Annotated in this window: 20 protein-coding genes; 11 read left to right on the plus strand and 9 right to left on the minus strand. The window is 35.9% G+C overall.

The window, feature by feature from the left end; genetic code table 11:
• The first annotated feature begins 223 nt into the window (after positions 1-223).
• Both H9X96_RS17325 and H9X96_RS17330 read left to right on the plus strand, forming a co-directional pair.
• Positions 224-445 carry a hypothetical protein gene (locus tag H9X96_RS17325; RefSeq protein WP_187667500.1) on the plus strand — a complete coding sequence of 74 codons (222 nt, stop codon included), beginning with the start codon at positions 224-226 and terminating at the stop codon, positions 443-445.
• Positions 446-564: 119 nt separating this feature from the next.
• The gene (locus H9X96_RS17330) at positions 565-966 is read left to right on the plus strand and encodes a GreA/GreB family elongation factor (RefSeq protein ID WP_187667501.1); all 402 of its coding nucleotides are present in this window, start codon (positions 565-567) and stop codon (positions 964-966) included.
• A gap of 99 nt (positions 967-1065) precedes the next feature.
• Here H9X96_RS17330 and H9X96_RS17335 read toward each other — a convergent pair whose 3' ends face one another.
• Positions 1066-2025 (minus strand): EamA family transporter, encoded by a 960-nt coding sequence (locus H9X96_RS17335; RefSeq protein ID WP_187667502.1) that lies wholly within the window; start codon positions 2023-2025, stop codon positions 1066-1068.
• A 12-nt stretch (positions 2026-2037) separates the two neighbouring features.
• Complete coding sequence (locus tag H9X96_RS17340) at positions 2038-2517, minus strand: Lrp/AsnC family transcriptional regulator (RefSeq protein ID WP_187667503.1); 480 nt, start codon at positions 2515-2517, stop codon at positions 2038-2040.
• Positions 2518-2729: 212 nt separating this feature from the next.
• Here H9X96_RS17340 and H9X96_RS17345 point away from each other — a divergent pair, with 212 nt between their 5' ends.
• Positions 2730-2879: a hypothetical protein gene (locus H9X96_RS17345; protein ID WP_187667504.1), complete on the plus strand. Its 150-nt coding sequence runs from the start codon at positions 2730-2732 to the stop codon at positions 2877-2879.
• 104 nt (positions 2880-2983) lie between these two features.
• Here H9X96_RS17345 and H9X96_RS17350 read toward each other — a convergent pair whose 3' ends face one another.
• Genes H9X96_RS17350 through H9X96_RS17365 form a run of 4 tightly spaced genes read right to left on the minus strand, consistent with a single transcriptional unit; the run spans position 2984 to position 5438 of the window.
• The gene (locus H9X96_RS17350) at positions 2984-3655 is read right to left on the minus strand and encodes a response regulator transcription factor (RefSeq protein ID WP_187667505.1); all 672 of its coding nucleotides are present in this window, start codon (positions 3653-3655) and stop codon (positions 2984-2986) included.
• A 4-nt stretch (positions 3656-3659) separates the two neighbouring features.
• Positions 3660-4457 (minus strand): sensor histidine kinase, encoded by a 798-nt coding sequence (locus H9X96_RS17355; RefSeq protein WP_187667506.1) that lies wholly within the window; start codon positions 4455-4457, stop codon positions 3660-3662.
• Positions 4436-5083, minus strand: coding sequence for a hypothetical protein (locus H9X96_RS17360; RefSeq protein ID WP_187667507.1), 648 nt, complete (start codon positions 5081-5083; stop codon positions 4436-4438). Before H9X96_RS17360 ends, H9X96_RS17355 begins: the two co-directional genes overlap by 22 nt.
• 7 nt (positions 5084-5090) lie before the next feature.
• Complete coding sequence (locus H9X96_RS17365) at positions 5091-5438, minus strand: hypothetical protein (protein WP_187667508.1); 348 nt, start codon at positions 5436-5438, stop codon at positions 5091-5093.
• A gap of 242 nt (positions 5439-5680) precedes the next feature.
• Between H9X96_RS17365 and H9X96_RS17370 the strand changes: the two genes are divergently transcribed.
• A complete protein-coding gene (locus tag H9X96_RS17370) occupies positions 5681-6472 on the plus strand; it encodes a glycosyl hydrolase family 18 protein (RefSeq protein WP_187667509.1) in 792 nt (263 codons plus the stop codon).
• A 21-nt stretch (positions 6473-6493) separates the two neighbouring features.
• On the opposite strand, the gene H9X96_RS17375 is transcribed toward H9X96_RS17370, so the two are convergent.
• Positions 6494-7117, minus strand: coding sequence for a phosphatase PAP2-related protein (locus H9X96_RS17375; protein WP_187667510.1), 624 nt, complete (start codon positions 7115-7117; stop codon positions 6494-6496).
• 143 nt (positions 7118-7260) lie between these two features.
• On the minus strand, positions 7261-8463 hold the full coding sequence (locus H9X96_RS17380; protein ID WP_187667511.1) for a DUF763 domain-containing protein: 1203 nt from the start codon (positions 8461-8463) through the stop codon (positions 7261-7263).
• A gap of 185 nt (positions 8464-8648) precedes the next feature.
• On the opposite strand from H9X96_RS17380, the gene H9X96_RS17385 reads away from it, so the two are divergent.
• Positions 8649-8885 (plus strand): hypothetical protein, encoded by a 237-nt coding sequence (locus tag H9X96_RS17385; protein ID WP_187667512.1) that lies wholly within the window; start codon positions 8649-8651, stop codon positions 8883-8885.
• A gap of 2 nt (positions 8886-8887) precedes the next feature.
• Here H9X96_RS17385 and H9X96_RS17390 read toward each other — a convergent pair whose 3' ends face one another.
• On the minus strand, positions 8888-9685 hold the full coding sequence (locus tag H9X96_RS17390; protein WP_187667513.1) for a hypothetical protein: 798 nt from the start codon (positions 9683-9685) through the stop codon (positions 8888-8890).
• Between the two features lie 208 nt (positions 9686-9893).
• On the opposite strand from H9X96_RS17390, the gene H9X96_RS17395 reads away from it, so the two are divergent.
• The 6 genes from H9X96_RS17395 (at position 9894) to H9X96_RS17420 (ending at position 16138) form a co-directional block, all read left to right on the plus strand.
• Positions 9894-11156, plus strand: a complete 1263-nt coding sequence (locus H9X96_RS17395) for a phage integrase SAM-like domain-containing protein (RefSeq protein WP_187667514.1) — start codon at positions 9894-9896, stop codon at positions 11154-11156.
• Between the two features lie 141 nt (positions 11157-11297).
• A complete protein-coding gene (locus H9X96_RS17400; protein ID WP_187667515.1) occupies positions 11298-11990 on the plus strand; it encodes a hypothetical protein in 693 nt (230 codons plus the stop codon).
• Positions 11991-12563: 573 nt separating this feature from the next.
• Positions 12564-13634, plus strand: coding sequence for an AAA family ATPase (locus tag H9X96_RS17405; RefSeq protein WP_187667516.1), 1071 nt, complete (start codon positions 12564-12566; stop codon positions 13632-13634).
• A 4-nt stretch (positions 13635-13638) separates the two neighbouring features.
• Positions 13639-14295, plus strand: coding sequence for a DUF4276 family protein (locus H9X96_RS17410; protein ID WP_187667517.1), 657 nt, complete (start codon positions 13639-13641; stop codon positions 14293-14295).
• A gap of 443 nt (positions 14296-14738) precedes the next feature.
• Entirely contained in the window at positions 14739-15083 is a 345-nt protein-coding gene (locus tag H9X96_RS17415) for a hypothetical protein (protein ID WP_187667518.1), read from the plus strand.
• An 11-nt stretch (positions 15084-15094) separates the two neighbouring features.
• Positions 15095-16138 (plus strand): XRE family transcriptional regulator, encoded by a 1044-nt coding sequence (locus tag H9X96_RS17420; RefSeq protein ID WP_187667519.1) that lies wholly within the window; start codon positions 15095-15097, stop codon positions 16136-16138.
• Positions 16139-16491 lie beyond the last annotated feature (353 nt).

The raw sequence follows: 16491 nt of genomic DNA on the forward strand, positions 1-16491 counted from the left end.
TTAATGGATCCCATTAGGCATATCAATCACTTCCGCTTTAACCAGCTCGCCACACAATTGCGAAGGGTGTCGGCGGTGTCTTGCCATTTTTTATCTCTGCAATATCGTTTAGGAGATTCATTTCTTAAAAGTAGTAAGGACTTTATTAATTAAGCCCCAGCCTTTATAAAGGTTTGGGGATTTGACCTTAATTCTTTTTTCCTTTATCTTTTTCTTTCTTGTCATGAAAATATCAGGCATCATGCCCTTGTTTCGGGTTGTTCTTGTATGGCTTTCTGTATTAAATCTTGGTGTTTTACTCTTGTCTGTTTTGGCGGTTAATCCGCTATGGATAGGCTTGTCTATCAGTGTTTTTTCGTTGATGATCGCTTTTCAAAATTATAATCAATCTGAAGAATCTGATAGACTTCCGGTTTTGGGAGAAGAAAAAACTAATGCTGATTAAGATGGGAGTATTAGTGAGGAGGAGTCGGGATTTTGATGGTTTAGCCCCAGTTGAGTATTAGACTGGGGCAAAGACATACCGCATTATTTTATTATTTATGAATTCAACACAAAAATATTATGACTACAAATACATTAAAAATAGACGAAACCCCTATCATTTTATCAACTGGAATCTTTGATCTATTAAAAGATCACCTGAGAAGAAGAAAACTGAGTAAATTCAATGAAGATAAATTGAAACTGGAACTTCGTTTTGCCAAGCAGGTATTGAATAAGGAATTGCCGGAAGATGTGGTGACTGTGAACAGATCTGTAAGGGTTAAAGAAATGGAATCGGGCAATGAGTTTACCTACAAACTGGTTGCACCTGCCAAAGCAAGAGATAAACATAACACCCTTTCTATATTATCTCCAATTGGGGTAGCAATGGTAGGTTATGTGAAAGGCGCCCAATTACAGTGGGAAATGCCTGATGGGGTAAAGGTTTACCGTATTGAAGAGGTGAGTAAAATTGCTTAAGATTTAATTGACTGAATATGCAGTTTCGTGCCAAAGCGTAATTGCTAAGCGTCACCCTATTGTTTACAGCAAAGCTGTTCAGGATATTTCTGAACAGCTTTATTTGTATCGAGTAAGTTGCAAGTCTTTGGCACTGCTCCTATACTTCACAAGGTTAATCAGCAATACACTTCCCAAAATCACAAATAGGCCAATAATTTGGATAAAAGTAATTTTCTCATTGGTAAAGCTCAGGCTTAATAAGATCGCAACTACGGGATTGACATAAGCATAGGTGCTCACTTGTGTAGCGGATCTCACCTTTAATAACCATACATAAGCACTAAAAGCTGCTATGGAGCCAAAAATAATTAGGTAACCAATAGAAATCCAGGCATCTAATGAAACTTGTGACCATTTAAAAGTCAAATATTCAGAACTGAAAATACTACCAGGGATGAATAATAATCCGGCTGCAATCATCTGCCATGCTGTGTTTACGGCTACAGAGCTGTTCGGGTCGGTTTTATATTTCGCATAAAGTGACCCTCCTGCCCAACCAATAGGGCCAAGAACCAACAATCCCATTCCAATGACCTCTTTTGTACTCTGCTGCGTATTAAGGGAGTGGAGCATTTGTTCAGCAAACAATAAGATTACGCCGATAAAACCAATGATCACGCCGGCCAGCGTAGATTTACTAGTTAAATTCTCTTTCCATTTCGGTTTATCCAGAATCACAAACCAAATTGCCGCAGAAGCAACCATAATAGCAACCAGGCCGCTCGGAATAAATTGCTCTACCCAAATGACAATTCCATTTGCCAAGCCCAGCATCAATATGCCGCCAACGGCTGCAATCCTGATGTTTTTCTTATTGAAAATTTGTTCTCCCTTAAACAGGCACCATAAAATTAACAATCCTCCTGCAATCAGAAAGCGGAAAGAGCCCAAAATGAATGGAGGAAAACCAGCAAGGGCTTTTTGGATGAAAAAGTAAGTGGAACCCCAAACGATATAAACAATGGCAAAAGCCAGGTATACCATCATTGGGGAAGAGGATTTAGTTGGAGCTGTCATAGTAGGTGCAATTTATTTTTCTGGGATGACCAATTGTATATCTTCTTTTACTGTTTCCAGTACAATGGTGGTTTTTATAGATTGTATTGTCGTTATTTTGCTAAATGAGTCTCTCATTAATGCCATTAAGGAAGCCGAATCTGTGGTTCTCACTTTTACGAGATAACAGTCGTCACCGGCAATAATATGTACTTCCTGCACCTCTTTAATCTTGGACAATTCTGTCGCAGTAGTGGTGCAGCCGATGCTATGAGAAGCTTTCATGGAAATGAAGGCGAGTAATTTTAAGTCTACAGCGACAGGATTGATTCTAGCCGTGTATTGCGTAATTACATTCTTTTGTTCTAACTTTTTCACGCGTTCCAATACCGCAGACGGCGCCATCTCTAGTTCCTTAGCCATGTGGACATTGGAAATTCTTGAATTTTCTTGCATCAATCTCAAAATAGCAAGATCAATCTTATCTAAAATGATGTTGTTTTCGATTATCATTCTGTGAATTTATGTAAAATCAGAATAATATACAGTATTATTTATTTTGACTGATTATTATTCTATGATGATTTCAAATAGGTACTATATATTGGCAAGTATTTCATTACAAATGCTGGAATGAGATCCTTGATGATTACGGTATACAACTCGAGTATTCCGATTGGTTGAAAAATTATGCCGGAATTCCGCTTCCACAGAACGCAAAAAATTTGCTTGCAAAGTATCAGATCAGTGCTCCTCTGGAGGATGTGGTGAAAAGGAGGGAGGCCTTAACCTTGGATAGATTGAAAACGAAAGACCTGGGCTTGATGCCTAATGCATTAGAAATGATCAAATTTCTTTATGAGCGAAAATTGTGATAGCAGATGAGTTGTTCCTTGATCTAAAAATGGCTAAAACAAGATTATTTTCAGAAGGTTGAAAGATATAGCTAACCGGACTTGCCGGATAGCTATAGGAATGCTTAGATATCAGTATCAATAATCTTGTGTTTAAAAGCAAATACCACAAGTCCAGCTACATTTTTTGCACCGGTTTTAACCAATAAATTATTTCGGTGGCCATCTACTGTACGTAAGCTGATCGACAACTTATCGGCAATTTCAGGAGTAGTCAACTCTTCGCAGATTAAACCTAATATTTCTTTTTCACGTTGCGTAAGAGAGGAACTTGCATCAAAGCCTCTCAGACTAGTTTTGTGAAGTAATTTTCCGGATTGTAAGGTCTTTAATACCATTTCATTAAAGTAGAAGCCATTGTGATAAGTAGTTTCAATGGCATTTTTAAGCTCACTCAATTCCGAATTTTTAGCGATATAGCCATTTACTCCTTGCTGGATCATCCTGGATACATGTTTCTCTTCGCCGTGAACGGAGAGGACAATGACGCGTACATCCGGGAATGCTATTTTTAACTGTTTAGTAGCTTCCATTCCGTTCATTTCAGGCATGTTCAGATCCATCAGCACAATGTCTGGTTTATCATCGCCACATTCATTCATGGCTTTCAGCAATTCCAGTCCATTCCCTGCTTCAAACATGACTTCCATATTTCCAAAGCTTTTGATATTGTTGACCAGGCATTCTCTAAACATCACCTGATCATCTGTAACTGCAATCTTTATCAATTTGTTCATTTTATTAAATTAGTGTAGGGAAATAGATGGAGATGCCAAATCCGGAGGCACCGGTATGGTAGGTCAGTTGACCGCCGTTCATTTCTACCCTGCTGGTGATGTTCTGTATGCCCAATCCTCTGCGTACTAGGTTTTTGTCAAAACCTATGCCATCATCTTTGTATTGATACATCACTTCCATTTCAGTACAGTTAAGTTGTATTTCTACATGTTTTGCGGAGGCATGTTTTACCGTATTACTAATGAGTTCCTGAGTGATGCGGAAAAGTGCAAGTTCTATTTCTGAGCGGCCGCATTTATCGAGTCCTTCGCTTTCAAAGCTTACATCTAGTCCGTCGGAGCCTTCTATCTGAAAACATAGCTCTTCGATTGCGGCCGCAATTCCAAACATTTCCAATTCATTGGGGATCATGTTATGAGAAATTCGCCTGACACTCATGACTCCTTTATCTACAAGGAGTTTGGTTTCTTTGATCAGGTCGATACCAGCAACCGCATTGGATGCAGGGCTGTTTTTCTTTTCAAACTGTATAATTTTCATGCCGATAGTAGAAAAGATACTGCCTACTTCATCATGTAAATCTTTAGCAACTCTGCGTCGCTCTTCTTCAATTTTTTCAATGTTATTATGTAATAGTTTTTGCTGGTATTCTGCTTCTTTTTCCCTGAGCTTCACCTGCTGGTTATAGAATTTTTTCTGATAGACGAAAAAGAGTACCACCACCGCAGCGCTCAGAATAAACATGACAATCATCCCTGTAAAGAGAAAGAAGTAAACATCTATGTTTTCTTGTGCTGCCATAAGCCAATAAAGATTAAAATGTTATTAACAATAGAAAGAAAGGCATGGAATTGCCAAACCATCATGTTGAATTTAAAGCTATATGGCAAAATATAATTGCTAATTGTAAACAATAAGAAACTTCCAGAAAAGTAAATGAAGAAACCGGTATTGATCCAGAATACAGGGCTTTTTTCAATTTGTGTGTAGAGCGTTTGACGGGTAATTTTATAGTAATAATACAGGGAAGCACTAATCACCAAAATGCTTTCCAGTGTTCGCGGATAGGTGTTAAATATTTTCCAATCCTGGATACAGGTGGCATTGATCAGGCAAAACGCAAGAAAGCAGGTGATGAGCACCCAAAACCAGATTTTCTTGATATATGTTTTGAAAATTACCTGATAGAAAAGCGTGATCCCTGTAAATTCTACCATCGTATAGACATGCAATACCGGAAGGTTATTTTTAAGCTGTGTCCATAAATAGGCACTATATGCGCCAAGTGTTGCAATAGAAACCAGGTAAAGCGTAATCACCTTTAATTCCTTCGGGTAAGATTTGACATTAATCAACGCCAAAATCAACGGGCATAGAATGATGCCCATTGAAAAGTATAAATAAATTTTTTCTAATGCTGAAGCCATTATTTAATTAAAATTCAACAGGTGAGCAGGTTGGTGGGCAAGGCATTGTAAAATCGAATACATTGCTATCAACAGGCCCCTTCAGGTCTGTTCCAACGTTCTTGTTCACCATATCTTGTCCATAAATATCAACAGGAACCATGATCATTCTTTGTTGTCTTCCATCTTCCATCTCGTTATCCCAGCCAAAATACATTCTGATGTATTTAACGCCATCTTCCTCAAGCATGTCCTTCAATTCTTGTGCATCTACCAGGAAAGCTTTAATTAGGTTCCCTTGTGCTGCCCAAGCGGCAGTTAGTTCTTTAGCTTCAGCTAAAGGAATTTCATACATACTTTTGTTGTGTTTTTCCATGAGTTATTTTATTTGGTTATAGGTGTTTTTAGAACTTTTGGTTTTAGATTCTTAATCTAAAATAAAACATTCCTTGTTAAGCTCATCAATTATTTACAGCTAATTTATATTTGTTACGCTCCTGTTATTAAAACAAGTATAAATACCTGTTTTTCTATTCGGGTAATCTAGCGCATTCATACGCTCCGCCATTTGTGGATCTTTATCTGTATTGAACCAGTATATTAAACGACCATTTATTTATGAAAGCTCCTGACCCATTGTTTATTGCCTACTGGTTGGGTTATGCGAATCAAAATATGATTATTGAAGCCATGCCGGAAGGGATTGATGTGATCAATTTGTTTAGTCTTAGCCTGGATACCGAAAAAACACTGCAGAATCTATACTTGACGAGTAACGGAATGAGCTGGAAAGATATCCTTGCAGGTGTAAGGGTACAGCAGCAAAGAGGGGTTAAAGTGCTAACTTCTATTGCGAGTGCTGTTCAGCCAAAAATCTCCTGGAATACCATTGCTGATCCCAAGACTTTTGCAGTTAGTGTTTATGAGTTGGTAGTTAATATCTGGGGCCTGGATGGAATTGATATAGATCCGGAAATGGGCGGAGATGTTCCTAATGAGACCTTTATAAAAGTGATTATGGAACTGGCTAAGTACTTTGGGCCACGTTCAGGCACGGGTAAAACCATGAGTTATGTGACCTATCAATATTATGCCGATGAGCAGCTATTAAAGCGCTGCATTGCTTATTTTGATTATGTATCCCTTGTCGGTTATCTCTGGGATGTTGAAACCATGATTCATCAGTTTGAATTGTATGCCGGATTGGTAGGGACTAAGAAGTTATTGATTGGCGTACAGCCGGGGCATCATCAGCCCAATTCTTTGACAGCTGCGATTCAGTTATCTCAATGGCAGCCGGATAATGGATTAAAGGGAGGAATGATGCTTTTTAATATCAATATTGATCAGGATTTTCATTATACCAGAGAGCTGATAAAAGCACTTAAATCAGCTGTTCAAAGAAATTAAAGTATAGGTACTTTAAACTTCTTATAACTTTTCTATGGATTTCCCAAAATACCAGCAAATCCAGCTAAAGAAAGGCGCAGCAATTACGTCTGCTGTGTAATGTACATGCTGAAGCAACAGCAATACGCCAATAACTGCGGCAGCAATAAAAGCAATCGTTTTCTCTCGTTTATTCTCAAGACATAAAGCCCCTAAAAATATGGTAGCGGTATGACCGGAGAAGAAAAGGTCTTTTGTAATGACATTACCACCATAAAAAAGAACAGAACATGGGTCTATTAAATCAATAATATCTTTTGGCGGATGCAATGGGACAATAGATATGGTAATGATCCTGGCGGTACACAAAAATATATACGACCATAATGCAGTCAGGCAAATGGAAGTGTTTCTGGACATACGAACCACAAAGAATACGGACATGCCGTAGAGGATAATAAAGATCCACCAGGATACATCAATTGCAGGGATTTTTGCTAAAACCCAATCATTTAATATAAATCCTTTCTCTCTATTTTCGACAAAAGCGAAAAAATGAGGGATGAAAAGAAGGATCAGGGCAAGAATAGAGATCCCCAGGATAAACTTAAGTCTGAATGGTGGATAATCCCAGGCAATTTGCCAGGAGAATTGTTTAAACTGCATTAATGTGTTCTGTTGGTATATTTTAAACTAAACAAAACAAATAACGGAATTAATCTATTATAAATGAATAGCCAAGCTAAGAAATCGTGGTTATTTGTATAAATAAATAAGATGTTTAAACAGGTAATTTGGAGGTTTTTAGCTTAAAATAAGCGAAGTTGGTGCTCTTTTATTGGTTTAGCATCTCCAAAAATTGTTTTCCCTCCATATTTCCAGGAATCTCTTCTTTCCTTTTCAATTAACGCTTCAAAATTATTATTTGGACTGAAATCTTTTTCTACATTTCTGGCGATGATACTCAATTGTTGAATGGCCTGTTGTTTGTCTGACTGCCCTATTTTTGCCTGCTGAACTGCTTTGCTTAACACTTCAATAGTTTCATCATATACATTTATGGGAACAGGGAAGGGGTGCCCATCTTTTCCGCCATGTGCAAATGAGAAACGTGCAGGGTCAGTAAAACGAGAGGGAGTACCATAGATGACCTCACTCACCAGCGCTAGCGATTGCAAGGTTCTAGGGCCCATCCCTTTCAATAAAAGGAGTTCCTCAAAATCTTCTGGTTGATTTTCTTGTGTGAGCCACAGCATGGCACCTAAACGCTTAAGATCTACATCCTTTGCTTTTACTTCGTGATGGTTTGGCAGAATGAGTTTTTTGATTTCATGGACCATGCGGTCTGGGTGTTCCCTGGTCATGGATAGCATAGCGTGTTGTGCAGGAACAGCAGCCTTGTCCACCAAGTTTATAATTTCCCCCTGGTGGATGCCGCAGAAACCAGTATGTGGCTCTTCAACGAAGGAATGAAGGGCTGATGAGTGCCAGTGATACCTTCTTGCGGTAGCGCTGTCATTTCGCATCCCTTGCTGAACAACGGTCCACATCCCTTCTTTATTCAAGATGAAATTATGAGTATACAGCTGAAAGCCATCTTGAATGGCGGTGTTGTCTACTTTTGCGCTAAGCTTACTGCACCTCACCAGATGATTTCCATCCAAGCCTGTCTGCTGCGCAATATTCAATAGTTCTGCGGGAGTTTGTTTCGATCTTTTTCCCTTTCCACCACAAATATACAGGCCTAACTCTTTACTGTGAGGATTGATCGCGGCTTTTAAAGCACCCATTACAGAGGTGGTGATTCCTGAAGAGTGCCAGTCCATTCCCATTACTGCACCCAGACTTTGAAACCAAAAGGGATCGCTTAATCGTCGCAATACTTCGACAGTACCATATTCTGCAATGATGGCTTCTGTAATTGCTAAACCAAGACGGGTCATCCGCTCGGATAGCCAGCTGGGTACATATCCATAATGTAAAGGTAAATTTGCCGTTCCTGATGCTTTCATTACTAACAAAATTAGTAAAAATAAACCATAGTTAAACCTGAAATTTATTAGGTTCGGAATCGTTTACCGGTAATTTTTTGCTGTTCGTCGGACTTTTTATTGGCTTTGACTGTCGCTTCTTTCCTAACTGCATAGAATACTGCATTTTTGGACAAGCTAATTCCTAATCATTAAACTAAAAAAAGATGAACATAATGATTTTTAAAACCTCGGTACAGGATCAAAATGATCTGACTTCAATTAGACCTGTGATGAACACTTTATTCGGAGAAAAAAAATGGTCTTTAGCTTTTGAAGATGTTGATAAAATTTTAAGGGTAGTAAGTACGATTCCTGCAGTTGCTGTGCTGAAACATATTCTGATGAACAATGGTTTCTTTTGCGAAGAACTTCCTTACTCCCTGGACGAATTTAATGTATAAACTTATTTTTTGAATTCGCTGATGTCGACAATTCTATCGTTATCATTTTTTTTCAAAAAGGAAACGCCTTGTTTATTCTTTTGAAAACTGAAATTGTTTTGCACCCAACTGTAGATTGCCGGTACTTCTGAAGGTAAATCACCTGGGAAAGCTTGTGTTAGGGTTTCATCGCTGATAAAATTTACCTGATATAATTCTTTTGGCGTTGCAAAAACGATGGTTTGTCTATCTGGTGACAGCATTAAGAATTTTCCAGCTATTCTTTGCTCAGGGTCTTGTCTTTTCAACAGGTAAGCTTTTGCAGTCACACCAGTGATGAAGAAATCATTATTGATCAAATGTCCAGTGCGACCAACTCTGTTGATGCCTAAGCCAGATTTTTCTCCCGGTCCAGGTTTGGTTGGACGCTCTAAATTGATCACTTCCAATTTGCCATCTTTTAAAGAAATGATATAAACTGGTGCTTCCAATGCAGTTGCATCTGCAGTCTGCACAAGTAAGCTCGTTTTCTGTGTATTAATGAATTCCGCAAAAGTAAAGTGCTGGGTTGATTTTTTAGGATCCGAAGGATCTGTTTGTATACTCATCGTGCTGTCTCTGAATTTTACTGACAACCACTCTTCCTGTTCTGGTTTGTTGAGTTTATAGATGGTAATCGAATCGGCCTTTTGTGCTGAATACTGATTAAAGGCTTCGTTTTTTGTTAAAACTCTAGGTAAGTAGTTTTTTATCTTTTCTTCGTCTTTACTACAGCCAAAGATCATTGTCATCAGCGTAAGGGCAAGCAGGCATTTTTTCATAATTGAACGGAAAGTAATTGTGGTCTGTTTCTACACAAATATATAAAAGAAAGGGAAATTATTGAATATACAAGAAAGGGATGTTCCATCCAGACACATCCCTTTTCTAACCAAGAATAGGTAATATTTGTTTAAATTGGTTTTTTGAGTGTTTTGTTGATGTTTTTTGTATATTTGGAACCTTAGTTGGAACCTTTTGATATGAAGAATGAAAATTGAACCTAAAAAGAGTAATTATAAACACTATGCTTTAGGAGTGTACAATGGCGCAAAATTAACCCTAGTTGTACCTAGCAGATGGAACCATGATGCCTATCCTAAATACTACATTCAATACCCTCATCCAACCACACCTAAACTATCAACGAAAGTTAAAGAGACTTATCTAAGATGTAAGGAGTATTTCAAAACCCAAGAGAAACTAACTAAACAGGATGAGTTAGATTTATTGATAGTGGCTTTCAGTTACCATATTAATTCACTCATATTACCAACCTTAACAAATACTAATACAGAATCGAGTATTACCTTAAATACTAATGCACTTGCCGCAGTGAATGCTTATTTTTTTATGCAACAACAACAACATGAAATTGATGAGTTGTCAGGGATTAGTAATTATACTAACAGGAACAAAACGCTAAATACATTTTTCAATTTACCTCAAAATAAGTCGTTAAGATTAAAAGATTTGACAGTAGATGTGTGGTCTAATTTTAGGATTTATTTGTTGACTACTCCAACACCAACAAAACCAAAAGGGTTAGCAAAAAGTAGCGTGAATCAGTATATAACCTATGTAAAGTCTTTTTATAATTGGTTGATCATTCAGCAGGATCTTAACATCATTAACCATCCTTTGAAATTGAAAAAACTAGACACTAGTCAACAGGCTAAAAAATTCAATGAGATCTCTAATAGTGAATTAGGTGATTTTTTTGATAAAGTGGATTGTGATAAATATTTAAGATTACATTTAATATGCTTACTTGTGTTGGAGAATACCGTGCGGCCTGTCCAAGTTCGTGACATTCAACACAAAGATATTGATTTAACTTCTGATAGTATAAAAGTGTATGATCGAAAATCGAGGAAGTATCGTACCATAAAATTTGAGCTAAAAGTGAAATCTTTAATTGAGAAAATATATATGAATACTTTAAATGCAGGTGTCATTGTCACAGATAGTATGTACCTTATAGGTGGCTATAATTGCTTTAAGGAGAATCTTCCAATGAGTGATAAAGGACTAAGGGTAGCACAAGTTAAACCGTTCAGAGAAGAGTACCCACACTTAAATCACATTCAGATTTATGAGATGAAGCATACTTCAATAACCAAAACTTCACCTGGTGATTTAGTAGGAACACAGAAGAGGACAGGGCATGCGAGAGCAAGTACAACACAGGTTTATGATAGAAGTGAAAGCGTAAGTCGAGCAGTAACTTTAGAGGATCTCTTGTCGATGTAGTTCAAGTACACTGGAAAAAAAACATCATATAAATATTATTACTAGAATTCTACACCTAAATTAAAAACCTAGCACAGTAAATATATGGATAAGGGGTCGAAGAGGACAGGTTGCCTAATGAAGTTTGGGCAACTAAAATATATGAAACAATTACTATTGGAAGGTAATTTACATTGTAAACCGATGCATTACTTTGCAAGGTTATCAGATGAAGGTGTTAGAGGAGATGCCTATGAAACCGCTGTTGAGATAAGAAATTTTTCAGCTCAAGTTTTATTTACAGGTGATAAATCAAATATGTGGCCTGTTGCCAAAAAACATTTTACTATGTATAAATCCTATAACAGTGATGTTGCATGTGGTAATCTATTTTGTCTTTATTTCTATGATATAAGCCAACAAGACATGCACAGTAGAAAACCAATATACTTCCCAGAGAAAGCAATAGATGAATACTGTATATTAATCCACGATGCACAGGAGTTTGTTGAAAGAGTGAAAAAAAAACTAGCCGAGTATCATTTAGACTATGGCTGTCAGTTTGTTAATTATCAGGATTTTAAAAAAATAAATGGCTACAGAAATCAATTTACAAAAGATGTCGCCTACAAAAATCAAAATGAATTTAGATTTTGGATTAAATATGAACTGGTGCAGGATTTAAATTTTAGTATAGGTAATATTGAGGACATAGCAATCATTGATAAAACCGAAAATATTATAAAAAATTGGGAGTTTATGAGAATAGACGAAAATACAGCTTCCCATATTTCAATATTAGGAAAATCCAGTGAAGGGTATAGAGAATTGGCTGGTTTAAATAAATCACTCTAATTTTAACATATCCTCAGTTATTAGAATAAAACATAACATGAGGCTTAAAGAGGAAATAATGATATATCCTATTGGAAACTTACTCCTTTAATCTTGTCCTTTTTATCTGATTTATTAAATACCATCCCAGAGTATCAGGGCTATTATGATGTTGACCAAAAAAGTAGTGCTAAATTTCAGAAGGTTAAACAACTGATCGTGATTTAATCGAACTGATTATAGAAGAATTTTTTTTAGAAAAAAACCTGTGATAACCTAATCTTTTTACCAATTAATCTGGTGGTAATTTGATTTAATTTAAGGGCAATGCCATTTAACCATATCATTAACTCGGTATTTATGGTACTAATCACCGAATGAATGTGCCAAAAGCAATTTTAAAATCTTCAAAAAAACGATTTGCATAGGTACATAAACGAATAAACGACAATTTCTTGCAAAAAACATTACACTGTTAATTTTTTTAATTGACCTATTTTGATTTTTTTGGTTTAGATTTATTGATTAGAATTGCATCAATCTAAGAAAAAGTCTAATTAAAGGCAGGAATCACATATTAGAGCTGAATTGGGAATGGATAAAATTAAGATAGAAGGCTATAAATCCATTAAAAATCTTGAACTAAAGCTAAGACCTATAAATATTTTTATAGGTGCGAATGGTAGTGGAAAAAGTAATTTTTTATCTTTTTTTGAATTACTTAAAAATATATATAATCGAAATTTACGTGAGTATATCGTTTTAAGGGGGGGGGTAGAGAAGTTTCTTCATAAAGGAGATAAGGTCACGTCTGAAATATCAGCTAAACTCTGGCTTAAAAATAATGGATATTCTTTCACCTTAAAAAAAGGAGAAGAGTATTTTGTATTCACAAAGGAGGGGTTATGGTATAACGGTAATCCCTATATCAATAATCCCATTGATGTAGCGTCATTATCTGCAGAATCTAATCTTAGATATAACAATATGCCAAGGGCAGCCTACATTCGTACTTACTTGAACGCATTACAGAAATATCACTTTCATGATACAGGGGACAATTCTCCATTCAATAAGGAATCAAGTATTGAAAATGACAAATTCTATTTATACGACAAGGGTCAAAATCTCGCTGCTTATTTATTTGACATATTCAAAGAAAGTAATATAGTTTATAATTTAATTGTAAAAACAATTCAATCTATTGCTCCTTACTTTTTAGATTTTGTTTTTAAACCAGATAAAAACGAAAATATAAGACTTAGGTGGCAAAGTAAACATAGCGAAATGATTTATGGAGCAAATGATCTTTCTGATGGAACTATACGATTTATTGCATTAGTAACTTTGTTTATGCAACCACGTCTGCCTGAAACTATAATTATTGATGAACCTGAATTGGGTCTTCATCCATCGGCAATAGCAAAGTTAGCTGGTATGATAAAATTAGTAGCAGCAAAGAAATGTCAGGTTATAATTGCTACACAATCAACGGATTTAATAAGCCATTTTGAACCCGAAGATATTATAGCGGTTGACCAAATAAATGGGCAAAGTGAGTTTAATCGCCTAAATAGTGAAATCCTTAGTCAGTGGCTGGAAGACTACACCATCGATGATTTATGGAAAAGAAATATTATTGATAAAGGTCAACCGAATTATTAATAATATGAAACGAGTTATAATTATCTGCGAGGGACAAACCGAGCAAGTTTTTTGCGAGAGAACACTTTCTCCGTATATGATTGGTAAAGGTTATCATATCCAAGCACCAACTATAAAACATACTAGAGGCGGTATTGTAAAATGGGATATTCTTGAAAAGCAAATAGAAACACATTTGAAATCAGAGAAGGATGCCTTTGTTACTACATTTATTGATTATTATGGACTCTATAAAAAATTTGAGTTTCCAGGCTGGGATGAGGCGGAGTTAATACCTGACAAAAACACCCGTATGGAAAAAATAGAAAGTGAAATGCGAGCAAGGATTAATTCATCATACAGGAATCGTTTCATTCCTTATATGCAATTACATGAATTTGAAGGACTTTTGTTCAATGACATAAATATTTTTATAAATCAGATACCAAAAGATGACCTTATTGGTTTGTCCGAATTAAAACAAATTTTTGTGGATTATGCAAATCCAGAAATGATTAATTCAGGACGTTCAACAGCGCCTTCAAAAAGACTATCTAGAATTATTTTAGGCTATAATAAGGTGGTATACGGAGACATAATCGCAGAATCTATTGGATTGGAAAGAATTAGAAATAAAAGCCCAAGATTTAATAACTGGATAGAGACTTTAGAAAGTTTATAGGCTATCAAACAACTTCAATCTTTAAACCTCCTAATTCGGTAAACTACTCTAAATTTTAATAGAGGTGGGGGGGGATAATAATTTTAGGAATATTTTTTGAATGAAAAGTGGAATATTATTTGTATGTTTGGTGAAAATAAAAACTAAACTATGAAAAGAACCATACTTTCATTATCTGATTATAAATCAAGCCTAGGAGATATTCATGAGAGAATAACCTCCATTATAAACCTTTCTTTTGAAGACTGGTGTAAGATTCAAGATTACTCTAATTCATTGGGGATTGGAACAGTGATTTATAAACCTCGAACTAAAGCAGGAATAGTACATGACCATATTTGTCATAGAATCTTTAGTGAATTTATACTGATGTTAAAGTAGGAGAGTTTAATGGTGTATTTGGCTTTTTGTATAAGGACTCATTTTTTATAAGGTTTAAGAAAATGAATGCTAAAAATTTTTTAACAAGTAATGCGAATACACATCAGAATATGAAATATCTTTATCAGGAATCCAGCATTCCTGGTCTACCTGAAAAACCTACAATTTTATATGTCGGTTATTCGTTAGATAAAACTAATTCCACCATTCAGGGAATCTACACCGCTTGTTGGGATGGGAAACAATTAAACTGGATTGACGAACATGGTATTGAATCCGCAGAACAAACCACAATTGATTTTAACTTAAATGAAGATAAAAATCATATTGCTGTAGAAAAAATAATTAAGAGAATTAGTGTTAAGACTGCTTATAAGAAAGCAACAAAAGGCACTGGTACACATTAAAAAACAATAAGATGAAATACAATCCTCAAATGCTAAAACTAGCAAGGGAATTGAGAGGATATACGCAAACTCAACTTTCCAATGCCTTGGGAGTTGCTCAGGGCACTATAAGCAAAATTGAAAAAATGGGTTCTGGATTTGATGATGATCTTGTCTTTGCAGTCTCCAAATTCTTAAATATGCCTGTGTCATTTTTTGAGAGTCAAGATGTCATTATTCCAATTCAGGGGGAATATAGAAGAAAACTATCTTCGTCTGTAAAGCAGCTAAATCAGAACAACGCTAGAATGATAGTTGTTGAAAGACAACTTTTAAAGCTATTGGAAGGTATTGAGATTAGCGCTAATGAGATTCCGATTTGGGATGTTGATCAAGAAGGAAGTCCATCAATGTGCGCTCAATATATTCGTAAAAAATGGAAGTTGCCAAGAGGTAGAGTTGAGAATATAACCAATATTATAGAATATTATGGTGCAATAATTATTCCTGTCCCAATAAATGATATGGATGGCTTTAGCATGTATACAGCTAATGGAATACCTTTAATCTTCATTGGGAAAGATATACCTTCGGATCGTAAAAGACTAACCTTGGCTCATGAACTTGGACATATAATAATGCATTTATCATGTAAGGTTGAAGGCGATAGAGATAAAGAAAAAGAAGCGTTCGAGTTTGCTGCCGAATTATTAATGCCTGAATCCGATATTAAACCACAATTGGTCAGGTTGAATTTGCCAATTTTAGCTGATTTAAAAAAATACTGGAAAACATCAATGCAATCTATTTTAGTAAGAGCACGACATCTAGGTCTACTAAATGACAACCAGTGGAAATATCTATGGATGCAGATGGGGGCTGAAGGTTATAGGACTAAGGAACCTGTTATATTTTCACCTGAACAGCCAACTATTTTAAAGCAGATCATTGATTCATATATAGAAGAAATGGATTATACAATAGATGAAGTCGCCTCATTAGTTGACTCTTCTACTGAGGAATTTAAGAGCATTTATTTACAAGAAAGGACTGCGATATTAAGAAGAGCGTATTAATTGTTGGTTGAGTAATTTCTCATTAATATAGATGGGCACCTAGTTAATTAACTGTGCAATAACCCCAGAGAAACCTGATCATAACCTGCGGAAATCATGGGTAAGCCCCTTCTAATTAATTAATCAACTTGCCCATTTTGCATTGATTTCTGAAAAACAGGCAAATCTTGATTGAAAAAAGGGCTATAGACTGTTTTGTGTGGGTGCATGATCAAAGTGTAGATGTTTTTCTCCGAAAAAATTGGACTACTTCGGGGGTATCCCCTTGCCCCCTATACCCCCATACGCCTCGCTATACTATGACGGGTACATAAAAAAATCTGGACTAAAAATTTGTGAGACCTATCTAAGGT

Origin of the sequence: Pedobacter sp. N36a (assembly GCF_014472395.1) — a bacterium.
Lineage (GTDB): Bacteria > Bacteroidota > Bacteroidia > Sphingobacteriales > Sphingobacteriaceae > Pedobacter.